Source organism: Gracilibacillus sp. HCP3S3_G5_2 (genome assembly GCF_052063305.1).
Lineage (GTDB): Bacteria > Bacillota > Bacilli > Bacillales > Amphibacillaceae > Gracilibacillus.
In genome coordinates this window covers 60,530-74,802 of record NZ_JBQHXU010000012.1, presented here as the reverse complement: position 1 = coordinate 74,802, position 14,273 = coordinate 60,530, and the positions used below count along the sequence as shown (strand labels likewise).

Here is a 14,273-nt window from a genome sequence, read left to right as displayed (position 1 = left end):
CTTTCCTTATTATACGAAAAATATTGTCAAAAGGTTTCTAAACTTGTCTTTAATTTAATTCCGTTCATAAAAAAAGAGACAGTATTTACACTGTCTCCTAGCCTAGCTCTTCTTGGAGGAACTCTAATACATCGTCAGGTGTTTTCGTATATGCACTATGTCGATGAGCCAGTTTTTCGCCATTTTGAAAAATAAGTAAGCTGGGGATACCCATTACTTCGTACCTTTCAGCCAATCCTTGCACTTCATCACTATTCACTTCATACCAATCATAGTTATTATACTGCTCTAAGATATTACCTATAAACATATCCATACGCTTACAGTCAGGACACCAATCCGCATAAAATTTAATAATTACAGGGTCCTCTGAAGCAATAATTTCATTAAATTGCTCTTCTGTTTTAATAGCTTCCATTATGCATTCTCCTTTTTTCAAGTGGTTCTATTACTTTTATAAAAGCTAGCATGAACCTCATTGGAAAGCAACTATTCTGTTTAACGATACTCGACCTTGCCCAGTAAATAGGCAAAAAGCAGACCACCAGCAAAAGTGACGATACACATAATCGTCCCCATGGTACTAGCTGGCCATCCAGGAAAAATAACAAATACCGAGCCAATTACCATACCAATAACAAAAGCATATGTACCAATCGGGAAAGAAGCCAGAAAATAATGAATCACTTTACTCATCAGTACAATTCCTAATAAAATACCTACTCCTACTGTCAAAATAACAACGAGATCTAGATTTTTGATCGCACTGATGATGGTCGTATAAGAGCCAATTACATATAAAAGAAAAGAACCGCTAATCCCCGGTAGTATCATGGCAGCACTCGCTACAAATCCCGAACCAAATAACCAGAGGTAGGTGGAAGTGTGAAAATCTGTAACCGGCTCAGGTTCTCCTGTTTGAAAAATAACCATCGACCCAACGATACATGCACCAATCAGCACAAACAATATATGCTTGATTTTAAATGTTTTTCTCGCATTCGATTTCTGCAACAGAAACGGTAATACTCCTATAATCAGACCTAAAAAGGCGAATTGAGTTTGTTGGGGAAAGTTTGCAAACAACCATTCTATTACTCTTGCTAATAAGAAAACTGCTGCCAAAATCCCTATACCAAGAGGTATTAAGAACATAAGATGCTTTTTATAATCCCTACTAAAAAGACCGTTCACTGCTGCTATTAACCGGTCATAAATACCTAATACAACAGCAATCGTGCCTCCGCTTACTCCTGGAACAACATCACTTGCTCCCATTAACATGCCACGATAAATATTCCGCCATTCCATTCTTCATTCTCCTTATTCTATAAACTGGATTTCGTCTATATTTTGTGATAGATGTTCTTTTATTTCTGCCAAATGGTCAAATACATTAGGCAGCTGCTGATCTGAGACATCCTTTAATGGTATTACTCGTATATCTGTCATTTTATCATTAACCATCTCAAAATGAACAAATGTCGGTAAAAAAGACGGAGAATGTACCTTTATACCTGTCCCATCTTTTTCAATTGTAAACTGTAAAATCCCGCCGATTCTTCTATCAAGCTCATATTGCCCGGAAAGAAAATTACCTAAAGAATAAGCAACAAGTGTTTGCTTACCATTTTTCCCTTCCACCCATTCGATTGGCTGCAGTACATGTGGGTGATGTCCAATTACGACATCTGCCCCTAAATCGGCAGCGAATTGTGCTAAGTCTTTTTGTTCCTGATTCGGTAATCGTTGATATTCCTCACCAAAGTGATAACTTACAATCGTAACATCTGCCAATTCACCTGCTTCCGTCACTTCCTGTTCAATTTGCTCAAGATCTATTAAATTTACTAGATAGTCCTTTCCATCAGGAATCGGAATTCCGTTCGTACCATATGTATAACTTAAAAAGGCTACCGATATACCTTCCTCTGTTTCTAACACTCTGATTGTCTGCTTGTCTTCCTCATTTTTAAAGCTACCAGTATAGTGCATGCCAATTTTTTGATAGTAATCAATCGCATTAAGAATCGCTTCTTCTCCTCTATCCAACGTATGATTATTTGCCATTGTAACAATATCGACACCGACTTTTCGCAAGTCATCACCTAATTCAAAAGGACTGTTAAATTGCGGATAATCAGATAAGCCGATTTCTTCTCCACCCATAATCGTTTCCTGATTAGCGATGGTAATATCAGGCTCATTAAGATAGCCCTGTACTGGTTCAAGCATGGCTAAAAAATCATATCTTTCCCCATTCCAGGCATCGTTATAAACTCGTTCATGAATTAACAAATCGCCAATTGCTGCGATCGAGATTTCACCTGTAAAAAGATGGCTCTCTGATTCTTTTGAGCTTCTTTCTTTTTTATCTATATGGTGAGAGTGTCCCTGATATTCTTGCGGTCCTGCACAACCTACTACAATGATAAGCAACAAACAAATAATACCGAATTTTCTCATGTACGAAAACCCCTCTAAAGAAGATTCCTTTTATTTTAACATAAAACTTTTATAACCACTGTAAAAAATGAAGTAATCTACGTTTTTCCTTCGTCAATTATTAGTGAAGAGAAAAAAAGGAGGATACATATGATTGAAGTAAAGGATATCAGCCATACATTTTTATTAGGAAAAAAACAGAACGAGACAGCTCTTCAAGTATTAAAGAATATTTCATTTTCTGTAGATAAAGGGGATATTCTGGCAATCACAGGAAAAAGCGGCTCCGGAAAATCAACACTATTAAATATTATTGGTGGCTTTATGAAGCCATCAAGTGGATCAGTGTGGATCAAAGATACTGATGTAACAAATTTCAATGAGGGGGAATATGCGGATTTTCGTTTAGAAAATATCGGATTTATTTTTCAAAACTTTCAATTAATCCCTAGCATGACCGCCTTTGAAAATGTAGAGCTTCCATTAGTGCTAAAAGGATTGCCAGAAAAACAGAGAAAAGAATGGACCGAGCAGACCTTAGCAAAAGTCGGCCTTACCAATTACCATCATCATTACCCGAGTGAATTATCTGGTGGCCAGCAGCAAAGGGTAAGTATCGCCCGTACGCTCGTAATTGAACCGCCTATTATTCTTGCTGATGAACCGACAGGCAGCTTAGACAGTGAAACAGAACAGGAGATTTTAGATTTGATTACCTCCTTAAACAAAGAAATGGGCATCACATTTTTAATTATCACACATGATGAAGAGGTTGCTCAAATCGCTTCTAAACAAATTCACATTCTTGACGGGATGATGGTAAAGGAGGAAGCTAGCGCATGACGTTTAAAGACCAATGGCGATTTGTCCGCAGTAATATGAAACGGAGCAAATCAAGAATATTTATGACGGTATTGGCTACTGCAATGGGAGTAGCATTCTTAATTGTTTTAGCATCAGTAGGCTTTGGCTTACACAACACCTTAATTGCCGATATCATTCGTGATCGCTCCGTCACTCCTTAAACAAAGAAATGGGCATCACATTTTTAATTATCACACATGATGAAGAGGTTGCTCAAATCGCTTCTAAACAAATTCACATTCTTGACGGGATGATGGTAAAGGAGGAAGCTAGCGCATGACGTTTAAAGACCAATGGCGATTTGTCCGCAGTAATATGAAACGGAGCAAATCAAGAATATTTATGACGGTATTGGCTACTGCAATGGGAGTAGCATTCTTAATTGTTTTAGCATCAGTAGGCTTTGGCTTACACAACACCTTAATTGCCGATATCATTCGTGATCGCTCCGTCACTCAAATCGAAATAGGCGGAATAGAAAAAGAAGATGGCTATGCACCGATTACAGATAAAGAAATAGCGAATCTGGAAAAAATTGAAAATATGAAAGCTGTTACCAGACAACAGCGTTTAAGGCAAATGCCTTTTTATCATATTGATGATTACGCTGGCAGTACAGAAACAGTAGTAACTCATTTTCCAGCAGAATTAGCGGCTGGGATGGAACTGACCGACGGTGCTTTACCAAATGACCCTTATGAAATAGTTGTCGGACCACATTTTATTGAAAACCTTTATCCAGAGGAGCTACCAGAAGATGGTGATCTGTATGATCAGGAGGGTATGTTGAAGGAAGAACACAAATATCCTGAATCGCTTATTGGTAAAGAAATAGAAATGGTAGTCGAGCAAAATGTAGAGAACGAAATGAAAGAACATACGATCACCTTAACGATTACCGGGATTGTCGAACCACCGTCAAGAGACTGGTTACAAGACCAACAAGTGTATATATCTGAAGAAGTTCTCGCTGATGTAGAGGCATTTACCGGAACAACGAGAGGAGCCATTCATGATCCTGATTATCCAGAAGGGTTAGAAGAGGGGTCAGGCTATGATAAAGTTTATGGCTATGCGGATTCGTTGGAAGAAGTAGAAGAAATTTCAAATCATTTAACAGAAGAGGGTTATTTCGTATATTCCGTTGCTAACGAATTGAAGTACATAAATACCTTTTTTACCATTGCAAAAGCAGGACTTATTTTTATTGGAACGATTGCCATCCTTATTGCATCAATTGGCATTTTCAACACGATGACGATGGCTGTTACAGAACGGACAGCTGATATCGGGATTATGAAAGCTATTGGGGCACACCCGAAAAAGATTAAACAGATATTTTTGTTGGAAAGTAGCTATATCGGTTTGTTAGGGGCAGCTATTGGTACTTTTGTCGCTTTTGGCATAAGTATTCTCCTCAACATCGGTTTACCATTGGTCATCGAGTCTGCCTTTAATCAGGACTTACCTGAAGGATTCCAATTTTCAAGTATCCCAGTCTCCTTGATTCTAATTTCAACAATAATCTGTTTAATCGTTACGATTTTCTCAGGGCTAAAACCAGCTAAACGTGCAACACAAATTGATGTCTTAAAAGCGATGAGAAGAGAAATCTAGAGAGTTACTTACTCTCTAGATTGTATTTTGCCCGTAAACTTTCAGGAGCCATCTTAATCATTTGTTGCAAAACCAAAGAGGCAATCATGACATCATCAAAAATACCGATTACTAGTAAGTAATCAGGTATGAGATCAAATGGAAAAACAATATAACCCACAATGAGGATAATAGCAATTAATTTTGTGCTAAATTTTACTTGCTTGGATAAGAAATATTCTTTAAAGAAAGGAACAGATTTACGAAATTTAAATAAAAATCGAAGCCTTCTAAAAAAACGCACAATAAACCCTCTTTCCTTCTATATTTTCATTCCTTTAAAAGCGAAATCCTTAGATTAATGCTATTTGTCATCTTGAAGAAGCTTTTTTAGACTTTTCCCTTTTTTTAGGACTTCATAACCTTAATGAAGAACCATTTTTGGAATTTTTCCTTCTTTCAGACCTTCATATGGAAAAAACCCGCTTTGACAGCAGACATCTATCAAAACGGGTGTTTCATGAACTTATGCTTTTTTCTTTGCTGCTTTTTCACGTTCATTTTTGTTCAGAATCTTTTTACGTAACCGAATGGATTCTGGTGTAACTTCACAATATTCATCGTCATTCAAATATTGAATTGCTTCTTCTAATGACATTTGGCGTGTTTTACGAATCGTTGCTGTCTGATCTTTTGTTGCCGAACGCACATTAGTTAAATGCTTCTCTTTCGTAATATTGACGGTGAGATCATTTTCACGATTATGTTCGCCAACAATCATCCCCGCATATACTTCTGTACCTGGTTCAACAAAAATCACACCACGGTCTTCTAAATTCATAATACCGTAAGTTGATGCTTTTCCATTTTCTAATGCTACTAGCACACCTTCACGACGGCCTCCAACTTGTCCTTTAACAAGCGGTGCATACTCTTCAAAGGTGTGGTTGATAATTCCATAACCACGGGTTTGTGTCATGAACTCCGTTGCGTAACCGATTAAACCTCGTGATGGCACTTTAAATTCCATTCGCACTTGTCCCGTACCATGGTTAACCATATCAAGCATTTCGCCTTTACGAGTACCTAGAGACTCCATAACCGGGCCAGTGTATTCTTCCGGTACATCAATTTGAACACGCTCGATTGGTTCACATTTTACCCCATCGATTTCTTTAATAATAACTTCCGGTTTCGAAAGTTGCAGCTCATAGCCTTCTCGACGCATATTCTCTACTAAAATAGATAAGTGTAGCTCCCCACGTCCTGATACTGTCCATGCATCTGGTGAATCTGTCGGGTCTACCCGTAAACTAACATCTGTTTCTAATTGTGACATTAAACGCTCTTCAATCTGACGAGATGTGATATATTTCCCTTCCCTTCCAGCGAAGGGACTGTTATTAACAACAAATGTCATTTGTAAAGTTGGTTCATCAATACGTAAAATCGGCAATGCCTCCTGGTGCTCAGTAGGACAAACTGTTTCACCTACGTTAATGTCCTCCATACCGGCTACCGCAATGATATCCCCAGCAGTCGCTTGTTCGATTTCGATTCGTTTCAGACCAATAAAGCCAAATAATTTCGTCACTCGGAAATTTTTCACAGAACCATCTGTTTTCATTAATGATACTTGTTGTCCTACTTTAATCGATCCACGGAACACTCGTCCTACACCGATACGTCCCAAATAATCATTATAGTCAAGCATCGTAACTTGGAATTGTAATGGCTCGTCTGCATTATTAATAGGTGCAGGGATCTGCTCTAAAATAGTCTCAAAAATTGGTTCCATTGTTTCCTGCTGTTCTTCATCAGGAAAACTCGACGTTCCATTTAAGGCTGAAGCATAGACAACAGGAAATTCTAATTGGTCGTCGTCTGCACCTAGCTCAATGAATAAATCCAATACTTCATCAACTACTTCATCCGGACGTGCATTTGGCCTGTCAATTTTATTTAGTACAACAACCGGCTGTAATTTCTGCTCTAATGCTTTTTTTAAGACAAAACGGGTTTGTGGCATACATCCTTCATAAGCATCCACAACAAGCAATACCCCGTCTACCATTTTCATAATACGTTCTACTTCCCCACCAAAGTCAGCGTGACCTGGTGTGTCTAATATATTAATACGTGTATCTTTATAATTGATCGCCGTATTTTTCGCTAAAATCGTGATTCCACGTTCTTTTTCAATATCGTTGGAATCCATTGCACGTTCTTCTACTTGTTCATTATCACGAAAAGTCCCTGAATAACGGAGTAACTGGTCAACTAACGTCGTTTTGCCATGGTCAACATGGGCGATAATCGCAATGTTGCGAAGTTCTTCTCTCAATTGCGTCATTTCATTCTCTCCTCTTAAAGATGCGTTCATTATATTATAACTTACCTAGTATATCATAATAGTCATCAATTGTTATCATTAATCACTATTTTTTTCAAATTCAGTAAAAGTAATAGTAAATTGTGCTCCTCCAAAACGAGCATTCTCTGCTTTAATAGTCCCTCCCGAACGCTCTACAATGGCTCGAGCAATCGCTAAACCAAGACCTGTTTCTCCACTTTCACCTTTGACAAATCGATGGAACAGTTTCTTCAATAATTCCTCATCAATTCCTTCACCATCGTCTGTCACTTGGATATGAAATTGTTTACCTTCTGTAAACGCAGCTATCTCTACCAGTGTATCTGCATGTCTAATTGCATTGGAAACAATATTCATAACGGCTTGTAGCATTTTTTCTGTATCAAACTTTATTTCCACTTCTTCCATCTGTTTTTCGGTCACTTGAATATGTTTTTCGTTGGCGATCGGAATGGCCCTTTCGATTACCTGTCCCATAAACACTTTACTGTTAACCTTCTCTTCCTCGTATAAATCTGCTTCGCTATCTAGTTTTGCCAGTAAAATAATTTCATTAATAATTTTTTTCAATCGATTAATTTCTGCTACCATCACCTGTAAACCTCGTTGGGCTTCTTTACCTTCAAAGACTCCGTCACGAATCCCTTCTGCATATCCCTGAATGGTCATTAATGGTGTCTTGAGTTCATGGCTGGCATTTTGAAAAAAGTGGCGCTGTGACTGAATAAAACTGTTTAACTCATTGGCCATCTCCACCACACTTTGCTCTACTTCTTTAATTTCACCAGTTGCTTTCACTTCTTCCATCTCATCGAATTTTCGCTTCTCTATTTTCTTTAATTGATGCCTTAACTTGGTTAGTGGTGTAACAAGTTTACTTGTCAAATAATGACTAAGCAAAATAGTAATTGCAATACCAATAATAAATATTAAAAACAAGCGATTAATCAAGCTTTTCTGTACTTCCTGCAGGTCATCTAAAGGTGTAAGTAATACCAAATGTTGCGTGGAGATCGGTGACAAAAGTGGAATAATCGATACTACATAACGGTCATCCTCCCCTTGCCATAGAGGTTGAGTCCGACTGTTGAGATTATATTCCTGAATCCATGATTCAATCATGTCCATATCTGAAATGGAGGAGAAGACAAGCCTATCGCTACCCTCGTCATATGCAAAGACCTGTAAATTATATTGCTCTAATAATTGCAAGAACCGATGAATGTTGGCGGTATTGTTAAGGTCTTCAGACAAAATAAAATTAACGATCAATTCACCTTTATCCTCCAACTGACGCTGCTCATCCTTAATTAACATTTGGAGTAATTGAGAGTAAATCATAATACCTGTAATGGTCATAATGATGACCAGCAGTGTAGTAAAAGCAATGGTTATTTGATATTGCAGCTTCATTGTTGTTCCTCATCATATTCCAAGCGGTAACCATATCCCCAAACTGTTTCAATCGGTAAACTTTCCAGCTTTTTTCGCAATCTTTTCACTAAATCATCCACAGCTCGATCACTCCCAAAATAATCATCACCCCAAACCAATGTAAGTAATTCCTCTCTTGAAAAAGCACGATTCGGTTGTTGGGCGAAAATTTCTAGCATGGCAAATTCTTTTGAAGTTACATCAATCTCTTGCTGTTGCCAATGTACTAAACGTGCATCTTTGTCAATTTCTAGTTCCCCTAATTTAATAATTGCCGATGTATTTGTCTGCAAGACCGGTTGTGCTTCCGCTCTTTTAAACAACCGCTTGACTCTCGCCACTAACTCTCGAGGACTGAATGGCTTTGTTAAATAATCATCACTACCAAGCTCCAAACCTAAAATCTTATCGACCTCCTCATCTTTAGCCGATATAATAATGATCGGTACCTCACTAACTTGGCGAATTTTCCGGCACAATTCATATCCATCCATCCCCGGTAGCATAATATCTAAAATCCACATATCAGGTTGTCCATTCTCAGCTAGGTGCCAGGCATCTTCTGCATTCTCGAGCATTGTTACCTGATATCCTTCTTTTACTAGATAAGCTTTCACTATATCTCTAATGTTTGCATCATCTTCTACTAGATAAATATGTTGATTCATTTCGCTCATCTCTCCCATCATACCCTGAATAACTTGCTTTTATTTTCGCACATTTAGAGAAAAAAATTAAGCTACGAAGGGATTATTCTTACTTTTACACATTTTTTATACAATTATCCCATTAATGTGCCATAAATAGTGGGTATAATATAATTAGTAAATACATTAATTTCCTGTGAAGGGGTGATTAGATAGATGAATCAAGAATTTGATCAAGAGCAACCAAAAGAACTAAAAAGTAAAGGTAAAAAAGAAAAAAACACATTAGCTATGTTAATGAGTGGTGTTGCGGGCGGTATCATCGCAGCATTATTTACTGGTGGCATCTTTCTTAATATTTTAAATGATCAACAAACGGTTACAAATGAAGATAGCAATCAAAATGGACAATCCGAACAAGCGACAGCAGAGGAAACGATCCCTACAACTAGCCTTACGAATCCAACAACGAATTCTATTGGCAGTGCTGTAGAGAAGGTGTCTGATGCGGTCGTTGGGGTATCTAATATCCAACAAATTAGTCTTTGGGAAGAAGCAGACGCAGCAGGCACTGGCTCAGGTGTGATTTATAAAAATGATGATGAGTATGCGTACATCGTAACAAATAATCATGTAGTGGAAGGTGCTCAACAAGTGGAAGTAATTCTCACCAATGGCGAACATGTAGAGGCAAACGTATTGGGAACAGATGCTTTAACAGATTTAGCCGTACTTCGTATACCGAACGACCAAGTCAACATGGTAGCTGAGCTTGGCTCTTCGGATCAATTGAGTGTAGGGGATACGGCAATTGCCATTGGTAATCCACTAGGTCAGGAGTTTGCGGGATCTGTAACCCAAGGGATTATTAGTGGTTTAGATCGTGCTGTTGATATTGACTTAAATAATGATCGCCAACCAGATTGGACAATAAATGTTATTCAAACAGATGCTGCGATTAATCCTGGTAACAGTGGTGGTGCCTTAATTAACAGCGATGGACAAGTAATTGGTATTAACTCAATGAAAATTGCGCAATCTCAAGTAGAGGGGATAGGATTTGCCATTCCTATCGATGACGCCAAACCAATTATTGAACAATTAGAAACCGGAAACGATGTTGTTCGGCCATTTATCGGGATTAGTGCCGTTGATCTTGCTACAGTTCCAACACGTCATGTGCAAGAAACACTGCAATTAGATGAAGGTATCGAACATGGAATTGTCATCGCACAGGTTGAACCAAACTCACCAGCAGAAGAGGCTGGATTACAACAATATGATGTAGTTACCAAAATAGACGATAAGGAGATTGAATCCATGTTAGATCTTAAAAAATATCTTTACACCGAAACAGAAGTAGGCGATGAAGTAACCATAACATTTTATCGCGAGGGTAATTTGCAAACTGCCACTTTAATTTTAAATGAACAATCTGACATGTAAAACAAAAGCTTAGTTGAAAAAAATATATCATCACACCAATCCAAACGATTAATCAAGTAGACCTTGAAATCGTTTGGATTTTACTATATATGAGGCACATACTACGTACTAACTTCTTTTTGCTCGGAGTAATTTTGAGAGGTTATCGTTGGTCAAGTACAAGCATTATCTCATTATTACTACATAAGCTAGTGAACAGTGTCACACAACAATACTTATTGCATCGTTCGTTTTTGATGTGAAGAAAATAGATAATGTCCCAATCTTTTTTTCCTATTTACCATGATCAACACAATATCTCGTTGCTGGAATCGCTAATAAGCGCTCCTCCTTTATAGTTCGCCCACACTTTTCACAAATGTGATAAGTGCCATTCTCGATTGCTTCTAAAGCATGGTCAATTTCTAATAACTCCTCTTGTATCTGTTGGTTTAAAGTAATGTCCTTTTGCCTTTCAAAGAGTTCCGTTCCCATGTCTGCAGGATGGTTATCAAAAGTCGTCAACTCTTCTACTTCCTCCTCTAAAGAGTTATCTTTATATAACTGTTCACTGAGCAGTTGTTTTTTTCTTTCTTTTAGTAGTTGTTTACATTGATCTATTACTTCTGGGTTCATGTTCATCCTCCTTTTTATCCCTTATACCCCATATCTCATGCAGAAAAACCGGCAGTATATGTAAGATATTCCAATGTATTACTCATTTCCAGATTAAACATCATTAGGATAGATTGCTGATTTTTGGTAAAGTAAAAGAAAAAAGGAGGAGAAAAATGACCACAACAATCGGTTTTATCGGAGCTGGTGTCATGGGGAAAAGCATGGCAAAAAATTTAATGGATGGTGGGTATAAGATTCATCTATTTACACGAACAAAATCAAGAGCACAAGAACTGTTAGACAAAGGGGCTGTATGGGAAGAATCTGTCGCGTCTCTTGCAAAAAAAGTAGACGTAGTCATTTCCATTGTAGGATACCCGTATGATGTGGAAGAGATTTATCTTGGTGAAAATGGCGTTATTGCCAATGCACAACCAGGAACCTACCTAATAGATATGACTACTTCAGATCCTATAATTGCTGAAAATATTTTTAATACGGCAAAGCAAAAAGGATTACACAGTCTTGATGCCCCGGTATCAGGTGGGGATATTGGCGCTAAGAATGGAACACTCAGTATCATGGTTGGTGGGAAAGAAGAAGATTTTAACGCAATGCGCCCAATCTTTGAAAAAATGGGAGAAAATATCGTGTTGCAGGGCCCTGCAGGAGCTGGACAGCACACGAAAATGACGAATCAAATTACCATTGCTTCCAATATGATCGGTGTAGCAGAAGCGATCATGTATGCTAAAAAGGCAGGTCTTGATCCTGTTCGTGTCTTGAAAAGTATCTCTACTGGTGCAGCAGGAAGCTGGTCGCTATCAAATTTAGCACCTCGTATGATCAAAGGAGACAGTGCACCTGGTTTTTATATTAAACATTTTATTAAAGATATGAAAATTGCATTAGCAAATGCTAAAAAAATGGGACTACAAACTCCTGGACTAGAATTATCACTGGAGTTATATGAAGAGCTAGCAGAGCAAGGATTAGAAGACCGTGGTACGCAAGCATTGATCAAATGGTTTGAAGCGGATTAATAATAGGAAAAATTTACAAAAGATGCTGTTGACTCTCTCCATTTACAGGAGTATTGTATAGCTATAATCTAATAAATTACCTTTAAAGCTTAATCATCTAACATGAGCGGGGGAACCATTTCGATAAATATCTATTTTATCTTGGGGTGAATCTTAGCACCTATGCTAAGAAGGGATACTCTCATTCCCTAATCCGACAGCTAACCTCGTAAGCAATAGTGAGAGAAGGGTTAATGGAGCATTGACCATTCTTATTAAGAGTGGTCTTTTTTATGTTAATGAAATCCATAAGACCAAAAGGATGATCGTGATTCTAGTGCCAACAGGAAAGTACGATAAGACGATATGAGAGATACATTCGATAACCAATCTGTTTTGAAAAAGAAGGGATCGTCATGCGTAAAAAATATATTTATATGAATCCATCTCAATTACTCCTTTTAGTGTTTGCTATATCGATAATATTCGGGACTTGTTTACTTAAATTGCCGATATCCACCACTGAATCAATCCGCTGGGTCGATGCTTTATTCACAGCAGCTTCTGCAATGACCGTTACAGGGCTAGTAACGGTAGATACTGGTTCAGCTTTTACACTCTTTGGCCAATTGGTCATTGTATTATTGATACAGCTAGGTGGTTTAGGCATTATGTCTTTTGCTATATTGATTTATATCATGCTGGGTAAAAGAATAGGGATAAAAGAAAGATTATTAGTTCAACATGCTTTAAACCAAACATCGATTGGCCGGAATAATAAAATTAGTTAAAAATTTATTATTTTATTCAATAACGATTGAATTTACCGCAATGATATTTATTGCAATAAGATGGATTCCTGAAATGGGTTGGACAAAAGGATTATATTTCAGTTTCTTTCACTCCATATCTGCTTTTAATAATGCTGGGTTTTCCTTATGGTCAGATAGTTTATCAGGTTATGTTGGGGATCCAATTATCAATATAGTTATCTCTTTTTTATTTATAATTGGCGGAATCGGGTTTACGGTATTATCAGACTTATGGCATAAAAAGAGGTTTAAAACACTTTCTTTACATTCTAAGCTGATGATTGTTGGTACATTTTTTATTAACATCATGGCAATTTTCTCTATCTTCGCTTTAGAATATAGTAATCCTCATACGCTTGGGAGCTTGAGAATAGGTGATAAACTTTGGGCATCTTATTTTCAGGCTATTACACCAAGAACAGCAGGATTTAACACAATCGATATTGGAAGCTTAGAAGAAGCAAGTATATTTTTTATTATTATATTAATGTTTATCGGAGCTGGAAGTGCTTCAACTGGAGGAGGTATCAAATTAACAACCTTTCTAGTCATTATCATGGCTGTAAACAGCTTTTTAAGACGAAGACGGGATATCACCATTGCCAAAAGATCGATTAATCAATCGTACATTTTACGGTCTTTAGCCATATCTAGTATGGCAATCTTTTTTATCTTTGTAGGTATCTTTGTATTAACTATTACGGAGAACCAGCCATTCCTTACAATCTTGTTTGAGGTTGTGTCTGCCTTCGGGACAGTAGGGTTATCAATGGGTATAACAAGTTCGTTAACTACGATAGGTAAGCTTGTGATAGTAGTCATCATGTTTGTTGGTAAGCTTGGACCGCTTACGCTAGCATTTTCATTAGCACAGACTAAAGACGACATCATCCAATATCCTCCTGAAGACATTCTTACTGGATAAGAAGGGGGAGTAATAGGAAAATGTTTTCTAAGCGAATGGTGTCGATTTCGAAGTGTATACTAATAAGGAAAAGAAACAAAATGGATTGTTAAGTGGCGTAAAACGTGATAA

13 protein-coding genes, 1 pseudogene and 1 riboswitch are annotated in these 14,273 nt (G+C 37.5%); of the genes and pseudogenes, 6 read left to right on the top strand and 8 right to left on the bottom strand.

Annotated elements, in window-relative coordinates:
* Positions 1 to 97: 97 nt before the first annotated feature.
* From ACTNEP_RS16790 to ACTNEP_RS16780, 3 genes are all read right to left on the bottom strand, one after another.
* The gene (locus tag ACTNEP_RS16790) at positions 98 to 418 is read right to left on the bottom strand and encodes a thioredoxin family protein (protein WP_441163145.1); all 321 of its coding nucleotides are present in this window, start codon (positions 416 to 418) and stop codon (positions 98 to 100) included.
* 80 nt (positions 419 to 498) lie between these two features.
* On the bottom strand, positions 499 to 1,311 hold the full coding sequence (locus ACTNEP_RS16785; protein WP_441163144.1) for a DUF368 domain-containing protein: 813 nt from the start codon (positions 1,309 to 1,311) through the stop codon (positions 499 to 501).
* 12 nt (positions 1,312 to 1,323) lie between these two features.
* Positions 1,324 to 2,466, bottom strand: coding sequence for a CapA family protein (locus ACTNEP_RS16780; RefSeq protein WP_441163143.1), 1,143 nt, complete (start codon positions 2,464 to 2,466; stop codon positions 1,324 to 1,326).
* A 129-nt stretch (positions 2,467 to 2,595) separates the two neighbouring features.
* Here ACTNEP_RS16780 and ACTNEP_RS16775 point away from each other — a divergent pair, with 129 nt between their 5' ends.
* The 3 genes from ACTNEP_RS16775 to ACTNEP_RS16765 all read left to right on the top strand — a co-directional run bounded on the left by ACTNEP_RS16775 (position 2,596) and on the right by ACTNEP_RS16765 (position 4,926).
* On the top strand, positions 2,596 to 3,288 hold the full coding sequence (locus ACTNEP_RS16775) for an ABC transporter ATP-binding protein (protein WP_441163142.1): 693 nt from the start codon (positions 2,596 to 2,598) through the stop codon (positions 3,286 to 3,288).
* Positions 3,285 to 3,470: a hypothetical protein gene (locus tag ACTNEP_RS16770; protein WP_441163141.1), complete on the top strand. Its 186-nt coding sequence runs from the start codon at positions 3,285 to 3,287 to the stop codon at positions 3,468 to 3,470. Before ACTNEP_RS16775 ends, ACTNEP_RS16770 begins: the two co-directional genes overlap by 4 nt.
* A 115-nt stretch (positions 3,471 to 3,585) precedes the next feature.
* The gene (locus ACTNEP_RS16765) at positions 3,586 to 4,926 is read left to right on the top strand and encodes an ABC transporter permease (RefSeq protein WP_441163140.1); all 1,341 of its coding nucleotides are present in this window, start codon (positions 3,586 to 3,588) and stop codon (positions 4,924 to 4,926) included.
* A 4-nt stretch (positions 4,927 to 4,930) separates the two neighbouring features.
* On the opposite strand, the gene ACTNEP_RS16760 is transcribed toward ACTNEP_RS16765, so the two are convergent.
* The 4 genes from ACTNEP_RS16760 to ACTNEP_RS16745 form a co-directional block, all read right to left on the bottom strand.
* Positions 4,931 to 5,209 (bottom strand): YkvA family protein, encoded by a 279-nt coding sequence (locus ACTNEP_RS16760; protein WP_441163139.1) that lies wholly within the window; start codon positions 5,207 to 5,209, stop codon positions 4,931 to 4,933.
* 222 nt (positions 5,210 to 5,431) lie between these two features.
* Entirely contained in the window at positions 5,432 to 7,258 is a 1,827-nt protein-coding gene (typA, locus tag ACTNEP_RS16755) for a translational GTPase TypA (RefSeq protein WP_441163138.1), read from the bottom strand.
* Positions 7,259 to 7,336: 78 nt separating this feature from the next.
* A complete protein-coding gene (locus ACTNEP_RS16750; RefSeq protein WP_441163137.1) occupies positions 7,337 to 8,692 on the bottom strand; it encodes a sensor histidine kinase in 1,356 nt (451 codons plus the stop codon).
* Positions 8,689 to 9,381, bottom strand: a complete 693-nt coding sequence (locus tag ACTNEP_RS16745) for a response regulator transcription factor (protein WP_441163136.1) — start codon at positions 9,379 to 9,381, stop codon at positions 8,689 to 8,691. Before ACTNEP_RS16745 ends, ACTNEP_RS16750 begins: the two co-directional genes overlap by 4 nt.
* 195 nt (positions 9,382 to 9,576) lie before the next feature.
* Between ACTNEP_RS16745 and ACTNEP_RS16740 the strand changes: the two genes are divergently transcribed.
* The gene (locus ACTNEP_RS16740; RefSeq protein WP_441163135.1) at positions 9,577 to 10,806 is read left to right on the top strand and encodes a S1C family serine protease; all 1,230 of its coding nucleotides are present in this window, start codon (positions 9,577 to 9,579) and stop codon (positions 10,804 to 10,806) included.
* Between the two features lie 273 nt (positions 10,807 to 11,079).
* Here the strand turns inward: ACTNEP_RS16740 and ACTNEP_RS16735 are convergent, their stop codons facing one another.
* Complete coding sequence (locus ACTNEP_RS16735) at positions 11,080 to 11,421, bottom strand: TraR/DksA C4-type zinc finger protein (RefSeq protein WP_441163134.1); 342 nt, start codon at positions 11,419 to 11,421, stop codon at positions 11,080 to 11,082.
* A gap of 155 nt (positions 11,422 to 11,576) precedes the next feature.
* Here ACTNEP_RS16735 and ACTNEP_RS16730 point away from each other — a divergent pair, with 155 nt between their 5' ends.
* The gene (locus ACTNEP_RS16730; RefSeq protein ID WP_441163133.1) at positions 11,577 to 12,446 is read left to right on the top strand and encodes an NAD(P)-dependent oxidoreductase; all 870 of its coding nucleotides are present in this window, start codon (positions 11,577 to 11,579) and stop codon (positions 12,444 to 12,446) included.
* A 76-nt stretch (positions 12,447 to 12,522) separates the two neighbouring features.
* Positions 12,523 to 12,676, top strand: a riboswitch (cyclic di-AMP (ydaO/yuaA leader).
* Between the two features lie 165 nt (positions 12,677 to 12,841).
* Positions 12,842 to 14,162 (top strand): annotated as a pseudogene (locus ACTNEP_RS16725) (TrkH family potassium uptake protein).
* The last annotated feature ends 111 nt before the right edge of the window (positions 14,163 to 14,273 follow it).

Bases quoted from the DNA above. Each gene is read 5' to 3' on its own strand.
- ACTNEP_RS16740 (WP_441163135.1), top strand. From the start codon at position 9,577: ATGAATCAAGAATTTGATCAAGAGCAACCAAAAGAACTAAAAAGTAAA.
- ACTNEP_RS16730 (WP_441163133.1), top strand. From the start codon at position 11,577: ATGACCACAACAATCGGTTTTATCGGAGCTGGTGTCATGGGGAAAAGC.
- typA (WP_441163138.1), bottom strand. From the start codon at position 7,258: ATGACGCAATTGAGAGAAGAACTTCGCAACATTGCGATTATCGCCCAT.
- ACTNEP_RS16785 (WP_441163144.1), bottom strand. From the start codon at position 1,311: ATGGAATGGCGGAATATTTATCGTGGCATGTTAATGGGAGCAAGTGAT.
- ACTNEP_RS16780 (WP_441163143.1), bottom strand. From the start codon at position 2,466: ATGAGAAAATTCGGTATTATTTGTTTGTTGCTTATCATTGTAGTAGGT.
- ACTNEP_RS16790 (WP_441163145.1), bottom strand. From the start codon at position 418: ATGGAAGCTATTAAAACAGAAGAGCAATTTAATGAAATTATTGCTTCA.
- ACTNEP_RS16770 (WP_441163141.1), top strand. From the start codon at position 3,285: ATGACGTTTAAAGACCAATGGCGATTTGTCCGCAGTAATATGAAACGG.
- ACTNEP_RS16765 (WP_441163140.1), top strand. From the start codon at position 3,586: ATGACGTTTAAAGACCAATGGCGATTTGTCCGCAGTAATATGAAACGG.
- ACTNEP_RS16745 (WP_441163136.1), bottom strand. From the start codon at position 9,381: ATGAATCAACATATTTATCTAGTAGAAGATGATGCAAACATTAGAGAT.
- ACTNEP_RS16750 (WP_441163137.1), bottom strand. From the start codon at position 8,692: ATGAAGCTGCAATATCAAATAACCATTGCTTTTACTACACTGCTGGTC.
- ACTNEP_RS16775 (WP_441163142.1), top strand. From the start codon at position 2,596: ATGATTGAAGTAAAGGATATCAGCCATACATTTTTATTAGGAAAAAAA.
- ACTNEP_RS16735 (WP_441163134.1), bottom strand. From the start codon at position 11,421: ATGAACCCAGAAGTAATAGATCAATGTAAACAACTACTAAAAGAAAGA.